The sequence below is a fragment of the Kribbella sp. NPDC059898 genome, from assembly GCF_042730855.1.
In the GTDB taxonomy this organism is placed as follows: Bacteria; Actinomycetota; Actinomycetes; order Propionibacteriales; family Kribbellaceae; genus Kribbella.
On sequence record NZ_JBHWKR010000002.1, the window covers coordinates 731,153 to 745,321 of the forward strand.

The following is a 14,169-nucleotide window of genomic DNA, read 5'->3' on the forward strand; positions in this document are numbered from 1 at the left end:
ATCTCTGGACATCCGTCTGCATCTCTGCGCATCATCGTCGCGAGAGCTCTCTGTTCGAAGTCCCGCCCCACTTCGCATGGAGGTAGCACCCCGATGAGACTCAAGACCTTGCTCACGTGCGCCCTGCTCGGCCTGGCCGCGGCCGTCGTACCGGCCTCGCAGGCTGCCGCGACCGGCGTCACCCCGGGCACCTATGTCAACTACACGTTCGACACCGCGTCGCTCACCTCGACCGAGTTCCGGATGACGGTCGACAGCTCCCCCGGCCGCGCGAACGTCTACTGGGCCAACCAGTTCGGGTTCACCGGCGGCAGCGTCAGCGGGTACACCGGCATGCAACTGCACCGCGACGGCGGCGGCATGTTCCTGTACTCGCTCTGGAACTCGACCGCCTGGAAGGCCGGTGACACCGGCACCTACTGCATCAAGTTCCAGGAGGACGGCACGGGTGGAAGCTGCCGCCTCGACAAGGCACCGACGTCCGGCCACACCTACGCCTTCGCAGTCGCGAGCGAGGGCAGCGGCTGGTACGGCGTGACCGTCCGCGACCTGACCGCCGGGACGTCGTTCAAGCTCGGCAGCCTGCAGACCGGCGCCAGCAACACGATCAGTACGTCGGGAATGGTCAGCTGGACCGAGTACTTCGACTGGAACAACGACAAGGCCACCTGCGGCGACGAGCCGTACTCGAAGCTGACGATGAGCGCACCGACCAGTGGCAGCCTGACCGCGCACTTCACCGGCTCGTCGGAGAGCAGCGGCTGCGCGGCCGACAGCCAGGTCACGCTGAACGGCTCGACCGCCGTCCAGGAGAACGGCATCGGCAACTCCGCGTCCGGCGACATCCGTGGCAGCGGCGGCTGCCTGGACGTGTCGGGATCCGACGGTACGACGATCCTGCTGTACAGCTGCACCGGCGGCGACAACCAGAACTGGGTGCATGCCGAGAACACCACGTTTCACGCACAGTTCGGCTGCCTGGACGCGAGTGCCACACAAGCCGGTGCCGTCATCCTCTACGGCTGCCACGGCGGGACCAACCAGCAGTGGACGCAGCCCGGCGATGGCACGATCCGCACCGGTGGCCGCTGCCTGACCGCACCGGTTGCCCTGGGCAATCCGGTGACTGTTGCCACCTGCAACAACTCGGCCGGTCAGCGCTGGACGTTCTGAGAACGGGAACGGGGCGCCCTGCACCAGGGCGCCCCGTCGTACCGACTCGACTCAGAGTTTGCGGCCGACCGCGCCGACGATGCACTCCTCGACCTGGTTCAGCGGCTTCATCCGCGGGCCGTCCGGCCACCAGTTGTCGCAGAGCACCAGCCCCGGCTCGACCAGCTCCTGGCCCGGGAAGAACGTCATCAGCTCCGCGCGGGTGCGGAACCGGCCACTGCCCATCGGGCTGTGGATGAACTTGTCCTCCATCCGCTGGGCGACCTCGGTGTGCTCGGGAGTCTCCGGGTCGTAGAAGTGCGAAATCACCGTGTACGACCCGGGCACCACCGCGTCGACGTACTTCTGCATGATCTGCGCGCCCTCGTCGCCGATGTAGTGGTGCAGCGTGCCGGCCTGCATCACCGCGATCGGCTGGGAGAAGTCGAGGAACTTGCGGACCTCGGGGTTGCTGAGCACCTCGTCCGGGTCGAAGATGTCCGCGCTGACGAACAGGGTGTTCTCATTCTCCTCGAGCAGCGCGCGGCCGTGCGCCAGCACCACCGGGTCGTTGTCGATGTAGAGCACCTTGGCCTCGGGCTGGATCCGCTGCACGACCTGATGGGTGTTCTCGGCGGTCGGCAGACCGGATCCGCAGTCCAGGTACTGCGTGATACCCGCCTGGCCGGCCAGGAACCGGCACGAGCGGATCAGGAAGCTCCGGTTCGACCAGGCCAGGTCCTGGGCCTGCGGCGCGGCGGCCTGGACCCCGCGCAGCACCTCGCGGTCGACCTCGAAGTTGTCCTTGCCGCCCAGGAAGGCGTCGTACACCCGGGCGATGCTGGCCCGGCTGGTGTCGACGCCGACCGGGATCGAACTTGGCGCTTTGGTGGCATCAACCATCGGTTGAACCTCGCAGAGAGTGATCGGGAAGTCTGTGCGACAGACTCTACCGAGAGTACGGCGCGCTGAACACATCGTGTCGGCGCGTGCGTATGGACATAGTCACGACCCGTTATGAAATGATCAACTGCTGCACACCGAATCACTGCTGCTGGGAGGCGAGAGGTGACCGAGCCGGCGGCGTACGGCGGACCGACCGCCCTGCGCATCATGCTCGGCGCGTACCTGCGCCGGCTGCGTGAGGCCGCGGGTGTGACGCGGACCGACGCCGGCTGGGCGATCCGCGGGTCGGAGTCCAAGATCAGCCGCCTGGAGCTCGGCCGGGTCGGCTTCAAGGTCCGCGACGTCGACGACCTGCTGTCGCTGTACAAACTCGACGACCCGGAGGAGCGCGAGCGGCTGCTGACGCTCGCCCGGGAGGCGAACAACCCCGGCTGGTGGCAGCGGTACGACGACCTGACGCCGCAGTGGTTCCACTCGTACCTCGGCCTGGAGATGGCGGCCGACCTGATCCGTACGTTCGAGCTGCAGTTCGTGCCCGGACTGCTGCAGACGCCGGACTACGCGCGGGCCGTGATCCAGATGGCCCGGAAGGACCTGCCGTTGCCGAAGGCCGAGGTCGATCGCCTGGTGTCGTTGCGGATGAGCCGCCAGGACGTGCTGACGCGGCAACGACCCGCGCGGCTGTGGGCGGTCCTGGACGAAGGCGTACTGCGGCGCCCGATCGGCGGGAAGGACGTGCTGCGGACACAACTGGAGTACCTGCTGGACGCGTCCCGGCGGCACAACGTGACGCTGCAGATCATCCCGTTCGAGCGGGGCGGGTACACGGCGACCGGCGGCGCGTTCACGCTGCTGCGGTACAACGACGCCGACCTGCCGGACATCGTCTACATCGAGCACCTGAGCAGCGCGGTCTACCTGGACAAGCGCGAGGAGCTGGACACGTACGCCGTCACGATGGACGCCGTATCGATCACCGCCGCCCAGCCCCGTGAGACCGAACGCCTGCTCCGGCGCGCGATCGAGCAGGTCGACGACCTCTAACAGGGTTGCGCGCTCTAACGGGGTTGCGCGCCGGGGCCGGCGCGGAAGGCGACCTCGCGCGGGGTCGGATGGTGGCCGCCCTCGCATTGCAGTACGACGTTGACGCGTTCGCCGCAGTCGCCGCGGTGCCGGGGCTCGATCGGCGGGCCGGCGTCCAGCGGGAGGTACTGGTCGGCCCACTGCACCATCGCGACCAGCACCGGGTAAAGGTCCATGCCGGCCTGGGTCAGCCGGTACTCCGAGCGTTCGCGCTGGCCGGGCAGGCGGTACGGGTGGCGGCGGATCAGGCCGCGCTCGATCAGTGCGGCGAGGCGTTCGGTCAGCATCTGCCGCGGGATGCCCGCGCGGGCCCGGATGTCCTCGAACCGGCGGACGCCGACGAAGAGCTCCCGCAGGACGTGAAAAGTCCACTTGTCGCCGAGGATGTCCATCGTCCGGGAGATCGTGCAGTTCTCCGTGGACCAGTTCATCGCCTCCGGCATCTGTTCGTTCACCGCCGTGTCCATGTGACCGATGATAAGTCCGCTTGACAGACTCAGCCAAGCCAGCAACGCTGAATCCGTGAACCAGACTCAGACGAGACCGCCGCTCGTCCGCCGCGCCGGCGAACCCGACGCGGACGAGCTGGCCAGGATGCTGACCGGGCTGACCGACCTCAGCCGCTACTTCCGCTTCCAGACCGCGATCGGCTCGCCACCGCGATCCGCCTTACTGCTGCGGATGCTCTGCCCCGCCGGCGCCGCGTTCGTCGCGACCCGCGGTCCGGCGATCGTCGGGCACGCCATGTGGGCCTGGGCCCCGGGCGCGACGACCGCGGAGCTCGCGGCGGTGATCGCGGAGGACGAGCAGCGCCGCGGGCTCGGCGTACGGATGCTGTCGATCGCCGCCGCGGACGCGATCGCTTCGGGAGCGACGCATTTCCTCTTCGTGGTCAGCGCCGCCAACGAGCGCTCGGTGCGGATGGTACGGCGGCGCTGGCCGGACGCGACGGTCGAACGGGACGGGTCGTTGCTGAGCTTCGTCGCGCCGGCCCGGCTACCGGACCAGCCGGAAGAACGCGCGGATGTCGTCCACCAGCAGGTCGGGAGCCTCGAGCGCGGCGAAGTGCCCGCCGCGGGCGAACTCCGACCAGTGGACGATGTTGTGCCGGCGGTCTAGCACGCGGCGAATCGCCGGATCGGTCGGAAACACGGCGATTCCGGTCGGTACGCCCGGCCGGAGGTCGTCGACGGCGCCACGATTCTCGTAGTACAGGTTGGCCGACGTCGCGCTCGTGTTGGTGAACCAGTAGATCGACACATCGGTCAGCAGATGATCGAGGTCGACCGCGTCCTCGGGCAGTGCGCGGACCGGGTCGGTCCACTCCCAGAACTTCTCCAGGATCCACGCGAGCTGCCCGACCGGTGAGTCGCTCAGTCCGAAGGACACAGTTTGCGGACGGGTTCCCTGCAGGTCGGCGTACCCGGTGCCGACCGCGCGCAGGCGCTCCGCGGCCGCGAGCCGTTCGCGTTCGGCGTCGGTCACCACGTCGCCCGGCCGCACCTCCGGGAAGGCCAGTCCGCCGTTGATGTGCACGCCGGCCACGTGATCCGGATCGAGTTGCCCGACGAGCGGCGACACCACCGACCCGGTGTCACCCCCTTGCGCGCCGTACCGCTCGTACCCGAGCCGCTGCATCAGCCGCACCCACGCCTGGGCGATCCGCTTGTGGTCCCACCCGTCCGTCAACGGCACCGAGAACCCGTGCCCCGGGACGGACGGCGCCACCACGTGGAACGCGTCCCGCGGATCCCCGCCGTACGTCGCTGGATCGGTGAGCGGCCCGAGTACGTCGAGGAACTCCGCGACCGATCCGGGCCAGCCGTGCGTCAGCAGCAACGGCAGCGCGTCCGGCTCGGGCGATCGCACGTGCAGGAAGTGCACGGTCTGCCCGTCGAGCTCGGTCATGTACTGCGGAAACGCGTTCAGCCGCGCCTCCCACACCCGCCAGTCGTACGCCGCCCACCGCTCGGCCACGCGGCGCACGTACTCGACCGGCACCCCGCGCTCCCAGCTACCGGGTAGTTGCCGAGGCCAACGAACCCGGGCCAGCCGCTCCCGCAGCCCGGCTACCTCGTCGTCCGGCACCGCGATCCGGAACTCAGAGATCATGCGCCCGCTCGTGCAACGGCTCGTACAGCCCGACCTCGCCCCCACCCGGCAACCGGAACGCCGTCAGCACACCCCACCGCTGCCGCTCCACCGGGCGGACGAACTCCACACCCCGAGCTGTCAGCTCACTCATCGTCTCCTCGAGGTCGTCGCACATCAGCAGCAACTCATGCGCCGCCGCCTCCGCCGGATGCACCGCGACCTCGGCAGGCGGCAGCTTGAAGATCAGCCAGCCGTGACCGGCGTCGACGGACGGATACTCCAGCACATCCCGGAAGAACGCGCGATCCGCGTCCGCGTCAGTGCTGTAGACAATCACATGCGCACCGTTGATCATCTACAGCACTGTAGTCGCGTACTCAGTCCTCGACGACGATGGCGAGCGCCGGGCAGACCGCGGCGGCCTGGTGGATGTCGGCGGCGAGGTCCGTCGGCGGGTTCTCGTTCAGCAGTACGACGATGCCGTCCTCGTCGCGCTGGTCGAACACGTCGGCGGCGGCCGTCACGCACTGGCCGGAGGCGACGCACTTGTCCTGGTCGATGATGACCTTCATCGGGGTTCTCCCTGAGAATTGTTAACTGCACCACGTCACGGGAAGCGAGTAGACGCCGTACACGGCGCCGTCGTGCTTGAACGGGATCTCCTCCAGCCCGACCGCCCGGCGCAACGTCGGGATCCGGCGGTACAGCGTGCTGTACACGACCTGCAGCTCCAGCCGCGCCAACGGTTGCCCGAGGCATTGATGTACGCCGAACCCGAACGCCACATGCCGCCGCGCGTCCCGGCTCAGGTCCAGCGCGTCCGGGTCCGTGAACACCGACGGGTCCCGGTTGCCGATGTCGTTCGGCAGGATCACGCCGTCGCCGGCCTTCAGCACCTGACCGTGCAGCTCGATGTCCTCGAGCACCGCGCGCCGGCGCCCGTTGTGGGTGATGTTCAGGTAGCGCAGCAGCTCCTCGACCGCGCCCGCCACCACCTTCGGGTCGTCGGTCTCCCGCAGTACGGCGAGCTGGTCCGGGTGCTCCAGCAGCGCGAGGGTGCCGAGGGCAATCATGTTCGCGGTCGTCTCGTGCCCGGCGAGCAGCAGCAGGACACCCATGCCGGCCGCGTCCTGCCGGGTCAGCTCGCCCGCCTTCACCCGCTCGGTCAGCCCGGACAGGAGGTCGTCGGCCGGGTTCTCCAGCTTCTCGCCGACCAGGTTGTCCAGGTACTTCGCCAGGTTGCCGTGCGCGGCCGCCCGTTCCTCCGGGGTCGCGGACATCCGGATCAGGTTCTTGCTGTTCTGCTGGAAGAAGTCGTGGTCGGCGTACGGGACGCCGAGCAACCGGCAGATCACCAGCGACGGCACCGGCAGCGCGAACGCCTCCACCAGGTCGACCGGGTTCGGTCCGGCCAGCAGCTCGTCGATCAGGCCGTCGACGATCTGCTGGACGCCGGGACGCATCGCCTCGATCCGCTTGATCATGAACGGCGCGGTCACCATCCGGCGCAGCCGCGCGTGCTCCGGGTCGTCCATCAGGATGAACCCGATGCCGACCCCGTCGTCGTTGCGCGGCGGCGCACCGGTCGGGCTCGGGTAGCCGGGTTGCCGGATGTCGGAGCTCAGTCGCGGATCGGAGAGCAGCGTGCGCTGGTCGTCGTACCGCGTCACCAGCCACGCGTCCTTGCCGAAGATGTTCACCTTGGTGAGCGGTGCTTCCTGTTGCAGCTCACGCAGTCGCGGCGGCGGATCGAACGGACAACCTGTTGCCCGGGTCATCGGATAGACAGGTGTGGTCATATGCGTCCTTCCCTAGCGAGGTTTCGGTCGCGGTGCGCACGGGTCTGTTTCGGTGCGTTCCAGCCGAGGACGCCGACGATCCGGCCGGCGTCGCGGTAGTGCGCGACGAACCGTTCGCCGATGGTGCCCTCGGCAACTGTCAGGTCCGCGGACGGGCGTCCGTGGACCTGGAGCTTGGTGCCGAACTGGTCGGTCCAGAAGTACGGGATCGGGCGGTACGCCTGATGTTCGCCGAGGATGTTGGCGGCTACGCAGAGCGCCTGTTCGGTGGCGTTCGTCCGGTTCTCCAGGCGCACGAGCGCGTCGTCGTGGCGCCAGCGCGCGACATCACCCGCGGCAAACACCCCGTCCGCGGCACGGCAGTACTCGTCACACACGACACCGTTCTCGAGCGTCAGCCCACTACCTTCCAGCCACCCGGTGGCCGGCGTCGCCCCCAACGCAACCACCACCACATCGGCCGGCAACACCTCCCCACCCACCAGCCGTACGCCGCTCACCCGCCCGTCCACGTCTTCCAACCCGTCCACCGCACACCCCAGCCGAAGCTCAACCCCTTCAGCCGTGTGCAGCTCCCCCAACACCTTCCCGACCACTACACCGAGCTGCGCCCCCATCAACACACCCTGCGGCCCAGCCAACGTCACAGCGAGCCCAAGCCTGCAAACAGTCGCCGCAACCTCCGCCCCCAACACCCCATCCCCCACCACCACAACCCGCAACCCCACGCCGTCTCCACCCACACCACCCAGGCGCAGGTCCCTCCTCCAACCGCCGCTTGGGGTGAGTGCTTTGCGCAGGGCGGCTGCGTCGTCGAGGGTGCGTAGTACATGGACCCCTTCGAGGGGTGGGTCTGGGAGGTGACGGGGTTGCAGGCCGGTGGCGATCACCACGTGGTCGGCTGTCAGCGAGCGGCCGGTGGTGGTGTGGACCGTGTGGTCGGACAACGAGACCGCGGGGTCGCCGAGGACGAACTCCGCGTCGAGGGCGGTGAGCATCGTGCCGGGGCGCAACCAAGTGCGGCTCTCGTCCCAGTCCCCCAGCAGGAACTGCTTCGACAACGGAGGGCGGTCGTACGGCGGGTGGTACTCGGCGCCCAGCACCGTGATCCGGTCCCGGAAACCCTTGCGCCGCAGGGCTTCCACGGTCGTCAGCCCGGCCGCGGAAGCACCCACCACGAGCACGCTCACGAAGTCACCGGCGCCGTCAGCAGCCCGACGATCCCGTCGATCAACCCGCCGGCCATCTCCTCCCACGTCGCCCGCGCCGTCGGCCGTCCCTCGGCGCGCGCCAGCTCGAACTCCGCGGTCATCTGGATGATCAGGTGCCGCGCCATGTCGCCGCGCTCGATCCGCACCGCCGGCGGCAGGTCCGCGAGATGCTCGGCCAGCCCGTCGATCACCCGCGTCAGCGACGGCGAGTTCCGCGACTCCAGCAGCTGGATCTCCCGCAGCGCAGGGTCGTTCATCAGCTGCGCGCTGAACCGCGCCAGCCAGCTCTGCGTCCCCAGGCTCGCCATGTGGTCGGTCGCCGACCGCACCAGGATCGTCACCCAGTCCCGGACGTCGGGTTCCGCGCCGAGCTCCGCGAGCAGTTCCCGCCGCCGCTCCTCGACCGGCTCGGCGTGCTTGCGCACGATCGCCCGGACCAGGTCGGTCTTGGTCCCGAAGTGGTACCCGACCGCGGTGTTGTTGCCCTGCCCGGCCGCCTCGCTGATCTGCCGGTTCGACACCTCGTGGACGCCGCGCTCGGCGAACATCCGCTCCGCCGTCACCAGGATCAGCTCCCGGGTCGCGTTCACCCGCGCCGCCCGGACCTCTTTCGCCATCATCACCAAATCACCCTTACCTCCCGCAGCCCGCCGACGAGCAGCCCCTCGACCAGGGGCAGTTCCGCGGACGGCACAGCCAGCGCCAACGTCGGCAACCGACGCAACAACACTTCCAGTACGACCTGCAACTCGGTCCGCGCCAGCGACTGCCCGATGCAGGAGTGCGGCCCGGCGCCGAACGCGAGATGCACGTTCGGGCTCCGGGTCAGGTCCATGCCCGCGGCGTCGGCGAAGATCCGCTCGTCCCGGTTCGCCGACGCCATGCTGCACACCGCGGTGGTCCCCGCGGGCAGCACGCCGTGGGACAGTTCGAGCTCCTCGCTGACGTACCGGATCATCCCGAACCCGGCGTTCGCGTCGTACCGCAACGCTTCCTCGACCGCCGTCCGGACGAGGGCCGGGTCGGCGAGCAGCTGCTCCCAGCGGGTGCGGTCGGCGAGCAGCATCGCCAGCATCTTGCCGATCATGTTCGTGGTGGTCTCGTGCCCGGCGATCAGCAGGCCCATCCCGGTGGAGACGAGCGCGTCGTCGGTCAGCTTCTCGCCGGCCGCGTCGGTGCCGGTGATCAGATCGCTGAGCAGGTCGGTGCCCGGCGCGGCGCGCTTCGCCTCGATGTGCCCGGTCAGGTACGCCGCGAACTCGGTGTGCGCGGCCTCCATGTCGGCGGCCGAGTACCGGCTGAGGTTCAGGAACGTGTCGGACCAGTACGAGAACCGCTCCCGGTCGGACGCCGGTACGCCGAGCAGCTCGCAGATCACCCACACCGGCAGCGGGAACCCGAGCGCGGCCTTGAGATCCGCGGGCTGTCCGCCCGCGACCATGCCGTCGACGAGCTGGTCGGCCATCGCCTCGATCGACGGCCGGAGCGCCGCCATCCGCTTGGCGGTGAACCACTTGGTGATCATCCGCCGCCAGCGCTGATGCCCGTCCCCGGACTGCGGTACGCCGGGACGCCGCCGGTCGAACACGCCCGTACCTTCCGCGGAGACCCGCGCGGAACCCTCCGCCGTCCGGCTGAACCGGGCATCCGACAGCACCTGGCGGACGTCGTCGTACCGGGTGAGCAGGGCCGCCTCGTCACCGCTCGGCAGCTGGACGTGCGCGACCGGGCGCTGCTGCCGGAGCCGCTCCCATTCGGGCGGCGGTTCGATCGCGTCGACGGGCGGGATCGGGTACTGGACGAGCTGCTCACGGTCGGTCACAGGCCATCACCTCCGAGTGGTTGTTCCTCCAGCTTGCCTCGCCGGCTTGTTTAAGTCAACTGCCTGACTTAGTCTATTGGTTGCAGAAACCAACTATCTAGTTCCAGCCTCAGGAGGCTGCTGATGTCCGCTGCTCCATCCGTGCGCACCGGGGCCGTCGTGCCGGTGCTCGCCTCGGCCGGTATCACGGTCGCGCTGATGCAGACCCTGGTGATCCCGCTGGTCCCCGAGCTGCCGCGGCTGCTGCACGCCTCGGCCGCCGGGACCGCGTGGGCGATCACCGCAACGCTGCTCGCGGCCGCGGTCGCGACGCCGATCATGGGCCGGCTCGGCGACATGTACGGCAAGCGCCGGATGCTGCTGATCAGCGTCGGCATGCTGGTCCTCGGCTCGGTCGTCGCCGCGCTGAGCAGCTCGCTGGTCCCGATGATCGCCGGCCGGGCGCTGCAGGGCCTGGCGGCCGGCGTGATCCCGCTCGGCATCAGCATCATGCGCGACGAGCTGCCGGCCGAGAAGGTCGGTACGGCGGTCGCGCAGATGAGCGCCTCGCTCGGTGTCGGCGGTGCGCTCGGCCTGCCTGCGGCCGCGCTGCTGGCCGAGAACTTCAACTGGCACACGCTGTTCTGGGTGTCGGCCGGTCTCGGCGTGATCGTCTTCGGGCTGGTGCTGCGCTTCGTCCCGGAGTCGTCGGTCCGCTCGGGCGGGCGGTTCGACCTGCTCGGCGGGCTGGGGTTGTCGACCGGCCTGATCTCGTTGCTGCTGGCCATCTCCCAGGGATCGAGCTGGGGCTGGACCGGTGGCCGGACGCTCGGCCTGTTCGCGCTCGCGGTCGTGGCGCTGCTCGCCTGGGGCTGGTGGGAACGCCGTACCGCCGAGCCGCTCGTCGACCTGCGGACCACCGCGCGGCCGCAGGTGCTGCTGACCAACCTGGCGTCGATGGTGTTCGGGTTCGCGATGTTCGCGATGTCGCTGGTCCTGCCGCAGCTGCTGCAGATGCCGAAGGCCACCGGTTTCGGGCTCGGTCAGTCGATGCTCGCGTCCGGTCTGGTGATGGGCCCGTCCGGCCTGGTCATGCTGGTCGCGGCGCCGTTCTCGGCGAAGATCTCCAGCACCCGCGGCCCGAAGGTGACGCTGATGCTGGGCGCGCTCGTGGTCGCCGCCGGGTACGGCGTGGGCAGCGTGCTGATGAGCTCCGTCTGGGAGCTCGTCCTGGTGTCGCTGCTGATCGGCGCCGGGATCGGCCTGGCGTACGGCGCGATGCCCGCGCTGATCATGTCCGCCGTACCGGTCTCGGAGACCGCGGCGGCGAACAGCTTCAACACGCTGATGCGGTCGATCGGTACGTCGGTGTCCAGTGCGGTGGCCGGCGTGATCCTGGCCAACCTGACGATCAGCCTGGGCGGCTACACCCTGCCTTCGCAGAGTGGCTTCCGGGTCGTCCTGCTGATCGGCGCCGGCGCCGCGCTCACCGCACTGGTCGTCGCGTCCTTCATCCCCGCCCGCCGCGCCGCTGAGCAGACCACAGCCCCGGCGCCGGCCGTCGCGGAGCGGTCAGTCGAGGACCGGGTCGGGCTCGCGGACAGCTGACGCGTGGACGGCGGCGTGGTCGACGTCGCTGTGCGTCAGCGCCAGGTAGGCGACGAGCACAGCGAACAGCAGCAACCCGACCAGGGTGACGGGGCCAAGACCCCAGCCGACGCCGCCGTACCGGCTGTCCTTGCCGAGCCAGTCGGCGATCGACGCACCCAGCGGCCGGGTCAGCACGTACGACGCCCAGAACGCGATCGTGACGTTGAGCCCCAGCTTCCACAGCCCGAACGGTACGACGATGAGCACCCCGAACAGCACGATCGACCAGGTGAACCCGAGCCCAAAGTCGATCGCGGTGGCGTCGCCGACGGCCGTACCGAGACCGAACGTGAGCAGGACGACGCCCCAGTAGAAGCGCTCGCGCCGGGCGGTGGTGATCGAGTGCACCGAGATGGTGCCCTCGCTCCGCCGCCACCAGGTCAGCAGGCCGCAGAGCAGCCCGAGGTAGACGATCGAGTCGAACCAGTACGGCGTACCGAGCGCGACGTGCGGCCCGTCCGCGATCATCGTGCCGAACAGTGCGACGCCGAGCACGGTGACCCAGTAGCGCACGGGATGGTAGGCGTTGGCCTTCAGCTGCAGGTAGATGGCGGTGGAGAAGGTACCGAGCCCGATGACGGCGGCCAGCGGGATGCTGACGGTGCCGAGGTAGTCCGACGCGGTCTCGCCGATTCCGGTGGTCAGCAGCTTGACCACCCAGAACATCACGAACACCGCGGGGACCTTCGGGGCCGGGAAAACTCGTGGTCGCATGGCCCCGAAGGCTAGGCGGAACTCGCTGAGAGCTAGCTGATTCCGGCGAGGAAGTCGAGCGTGCGCTGCATCAGCAGCTTGGCCGCGTCCGCGTCGTACCCGGGCAGTGAGGAGTCCGCGAACAGGTGCTCCTTGCCGGGGTAGAGGAACAGCTCGACGGTCTCGACGGAGGCAGTGAGCGCGCGGGCCGCGTCGATGTCACCGCCCTCCTCGGCGAAGAACGGGTCCTCCTCCATCGCGTGGATCTGCGCCGGCACGCCCTGCGGCCAGGCGCCGAACTCCTCGGCCGGCAGGCACGAGTAGTAGAACAGTCCGCCCACCGCGCCGGCGCGGGTCTGGGTGAGTTGCTGGGCGGGCACCACGCCGAGCGAGAACCCGGCGTACACGACGTTCGCCGGGAGGTCCTGTGCGGCTGCGACGCCGCGCTCCGCGATCACGCCGAAGCCCGTTGTCCGGGCGTAGTCCATGCCCTCGTCGAGGGTGGCGTAGGTGTTGCCCTCGTAGAGGTCCGGCGTGTGGACGGTGTGCCCCGCCTGCCGGAGCTCTTCGGCGAACGCCTTCACCCCGTCGGTCAGCCCCTGCGAGTGGTGGTAAAGCACGACCTCGGCCATCATCAGCTCCAATGATCCAAATATCTCGAACAATCGGCGATGCTAGTCTATTCGAACCATGTCAAGCAATAAGCCGGTCCCCGACTACGAGCTGGCGGACACCGTCGAGCTGACAACCGCGGAGCAGGTGCGGGCGATCAGCGACCCGCTGCGGACCACGATCCTGGGGCTGTTGCACGAGCGGGCGGCGACCGTGACCGAGCTGGCCACGGCGGTCGGCCGGCCGAAGAGTACGGTCGCGCACCATGTGAAGGTGCTGACCGACGCGGGCATCCTGCGCGTGGTCCGGACCCGGCGGGTGCGGGCGATCGAGGAACGGTTCTACGGGCGCGCGGCGCGGATGTTCTTCGTCGGACTCGGCCGGCAGGGCGCGGACGGGCAGCTGCCGCACGACTTCAACGACTTCGAGGTCGCGGCCCAGGAGTCCAAACCGGCGTACGACGCGGGCGAGCTGCGCTCGTTCATCCGGCACGCCCGGATCCCGGACGAGCGGGCCGCCGAGTTCTGGCAGCAGGTGGACGCGTTGATCCACACGTTCGACCAGCTCCCGCGGGCGGGCGGTACGACGTATGGCTTCACCGTCGGGCTCTACCCGATCGGCGACTACCCGACGCTGCCGCCGGCCGAGGGCGAGGACTGACCTTCCGCAGCGATCCGGTCGAGCAGGCCGATCAGCCGGTCGAGCACGTCCCGGACGACGGCGTACTCCTCCGCGCCGAACTCCTGCTCGAACCGCTCCTCGAGGTCCGCCAGGTACTCGAAACCGTCCCAGGCAACGTCCATCCCGTGGTCGGAGTAGGTCACAACCTTCGCCCTGCCGTCGTCCGGGTCGGCCTTCATCTCCAGCAGGTCGAGCGCGACCATGTCGCGGATCACCTCGCCCATCGACTGCCGGGTGATCCCGGCCCGCGCCGCCATGTCCGCCGCCCGGGCACCCTCGCCGTGCAGGGTGCCGAACACCGAGTTGTGCGCCATCTTGACCTCGTCGTGCCCGTCGGCGTGCGCCTTCCGCACCATCTCCGCCTGCAGGGCGCGATTGGCCCGGTCGACCAGCGCGATCAGCGGCTTGTGCTTCGGACGGCGCCTCTGAGCTCTTGACATACCGTAAGGATACCTTCCAATATTTTGACAGGAATCCTTACGGTATC

The 14,169-nt window shown here is 69.2% G+C and carries 16 protein-coding genes and 1 pseudogene; 5 read left to right on the top strand and 12 right to left on the bottom strand.

What is annotated here, in order from left to right; genetic code table 11:
• The first annotated feature begins 93 nt into the window (after window positions 1-93).
• Entirely contained in the window at window positions 94-1,173 is a 1,080-nt protein-coding gene (locus ACFV9C_RS09040) for a ricin-type beta-trefoil lectin domain protein (protein ID WP_380191940.1), read from the top strand.
• A gap of 51 nt (window positions 1,174-1,224) precedes the next feature.
• Here the strand turns inward: ACFV9C_RS09040 and ACFV9C_RS09045 are convergent, their stop codons facing one another.
• A complete protein-coding gene (locus tag ACFV9C_RS09045; RefSeq protein ID WP_380191942.1) occupies window positions 1,225-2,055 on the bottom strand; it encodes an SAM-dependent methyltransferase in 831 nt (276 codons plus the stop codon).
• A 165-nt stretch (window positions 2,056-2,220) separates the two neighbouring features.
• On the opposite strand from ACFV9C_RS09045, the gene ACFV9C_RS09050 reads away from it, so the two are divergent.
• Window positions 2,221-3,102: a helix-turn-helix domain-containing protein gene (locus tag ACFV9C_RS09050; RefSeq protein ID WP_380191944.1), complete on the top strand. Its 882-nt coding sequence runs from the start codon at window positions 2,221-2,223 to the stop codon at window positions 3,100-3,102.
• Window positions 3,103-3,116: 14 nt separating this feature from the next.
• On the opposite strand, the gene ACFV9C_RS09055 is transcribed toward ACFV9C_RS09050, so the two are convergent.
• Window positions 3,117-3,608 carry a winged helix-turn-helix transcriptional regulator gene (locus tag ACFV9C_RS09055; RefSeq protein ID WP_380191946.1) on the bottom strand — a complete coding sequence of 164 codons (492 nt, stop codon included), beginning with the start codon at window positions 3,606-3,608 and terminating at the stop codon, window positions 3,117-3,119.
• A gap of 214 nt (window positions 3,609-3,822) precedes the next feature.
• Here ACFV9C_RS09055 and ACFV9C_RS09060 point away from each other — a divergent pair.
• Window positions 3,823-4,059: pseudogene (locus ACFV9C_RS09060) on the top strand (GNAT family N-acetyltransferase); the annotation flags it as partial.
• 78 nt (window positions 4,060-4,137) lie between these two features.
• Here the strand turns inward: ACFV9C_RS09060 and ACFV9C_RS09065 are convergent.
• The 7 genes from ACFV9C_RS09065 to ACFV9C_RS09095 are packed head-to-tail and all read right to left on the bottom strand — an operon-like array spanning window position 4,138 to window position 10,067.
• Window positions 4,138-5,253: an epoxide hydrolase family protein gene (locus ACFV9C_RS09065; protein WP_380191948.1), complete on the bottom strand. Its 1,116-nt coding sequence runs from the start codon at window positions 5,251-5,253 to the stop codon at window positions 4,138-4,140.
• Window positions 5,243-5,590, bottom strand: a complete 348-nt coding sequence (locus tag ACFV9C_RS09070) for a VOC family protein (protein ID WP_380191950.1) — start codon at window positions 5,588-5,590, stop codon at window positions 5,243-5,245. Before ACFV9C_RS09070 ends, ACFV9C_RS09065 begins: the two co-directional genes overlap by 11 nt.
• Before the next feature lie 22 nt (window positions 5,591-5,612).
• Window positions 5,613-5,807 (bottom strand): ferredoxin, encoded by a 195-nt coding sequence (locus ACFV9C_RS09075; RefSeq protein WP_380191952.1) that lies wholly within the window; start codon window positions 5,805-5,807, stop codon window positions 5,613-5,615.
• A 21-nt stretch (window positions 5,808-5,828) separates the two neighbouring features.
• Complete coding sequence (locus ACFV9C_RS09080; RefSeq protein WP_380191954.1) at window positions 5,829-7,034, bottom strand: cytochrome P450; 1,206 nt, start codon at window positions 7,032-7,034, stop codon at window positions 5,829-5,831.
• Window positions 7,031-8,224 (bottom strand): NAD(P)/FAD-dependent oxidoreductase, encoded by a 1,194-nt coding sequence (locus ACFV9C_RS09085; RefSeq protein WP_380191956.1) that lies wholly within the window; start codon window positions 8,222-8,224, stop codon window positions 7,031-7,033. The genes ACFV9C_RS09080 and ACFV9C_RS09085 overlap by 4 nt, the downstream gene beginning before the upstream one ends.
• The gene (locus tag ACFV9C_RS09090) at window positions 8,221-8,865 is read right to left on the bottom strand and encodes a TetR/AcrR family transcriptional regulator (RefSeq protein WP_380191957.1); all 645 of its coding nucleotides are present in this window, start codon (window positions 8,863-8,865) and stop codon (window positions 8,221-8,223) included. The genes ACFV9C_RS09085 and ACFV9C_RS09090 overlap by 4 nt, the downstream gene beginning before the upstream one ends.
• Window positions 8,865-10,067: a cytochrome P450 gene (locus ACFV9C_RS09095; protein WP_380191959.1), complete on the bottom strand. Its 1,203-nt coding sequence runs from the start codon at window positions 10,065-10,067 to the stop codon at window positions 8,865-8,867. Before ACFV9C_RS09095 ends, ACFV9C_RS09090 begins: the two co-directional genes overlap by 1 nt.
• 123 nt (window positions 10,068-10,190) lie before the next feature.
• Here ACFV9C_RS09095 and ACFV9C_RS09100 point away from each other — a divergent pair, with 123 nt between their 5' ends.
• Entirely contained in the window at window positions 10,191-11,654 is a 1,464-nt protein-coding gene (locus ACFV9C_RS09100) for an MFS transporter (protein ID WP_380191960.1), read from the top strand.
• On the opposite strand, the gene ACFV9C_RS09105 is transcribed toward ACFV9C_RS09100, so the two are convergent.
• A complete protein-coding gene (locus tag ACFV9C_RS09105) occupies window positions 11,619-12,410 on the bottom strand; it encodes a hypothetical protein (protein WP_380191962.1) in 792 nt (263 codons plus the stop codon). The two genes, ACFV9C_RS09100 and ACFV9C_RS09105, sit on opposite strands and share 36 nt — an antisense overlap.
• A gap of 32 nt (window positions 12,411-12,442) precedes the next feature.
• Window positions 12,443-13,021 carry a dienelactone hydrolase family protein gene (locus ACFV9C_RS09110; protein ID WP_380191964.1) on the bottom strand — a complete coding sequence of 193 codons (579 nt, stop codon included), beginning with the start codon at window positions 13,019-13,021 and terminating at the stop codon, window positions 12,443-12,445.
• A gap of 58 nt (window positions 13,022-13,079) precedes the next feature.
• On the opposite strand from ACFV9C_RS09110, the gene ACFV9C_RS09115 reads away from it, so the two are divergent.
• Complete coding sequence (locus ACFV9C_RS09115) at window positions 13,080-13,661, top strand: ArsR/SmtB family transcription factor (protein ID WP_380191965.1); 582 nt, start codon at window positions 13,080-13,082, stop codon at window positions 13,659-13,661.
• Here ACFV9C_RS09115 and ACFV9C_RS09120 read toward each other — a convergent pair.
• Window positions 13,625-14,122: a MarR family winged helix-turn-helix transcriptional regulator gene (locus tag ACFV9C_RS09120; RefSeq protein WP_380191967.1), complete on the bottom strand. Its 498-nt coding sequence runs from the start codon at window positions 14,120-14,122 to the stop codon at window positions 13,625-13,627. The two genes, ACFV9C_RS09115 and ACFV9C_RS09120, sit on opposite strands and share 37 nt — an antisense overlap.
• Window positions 14,123-14,169: the final 47 nt, after the last annotated feature.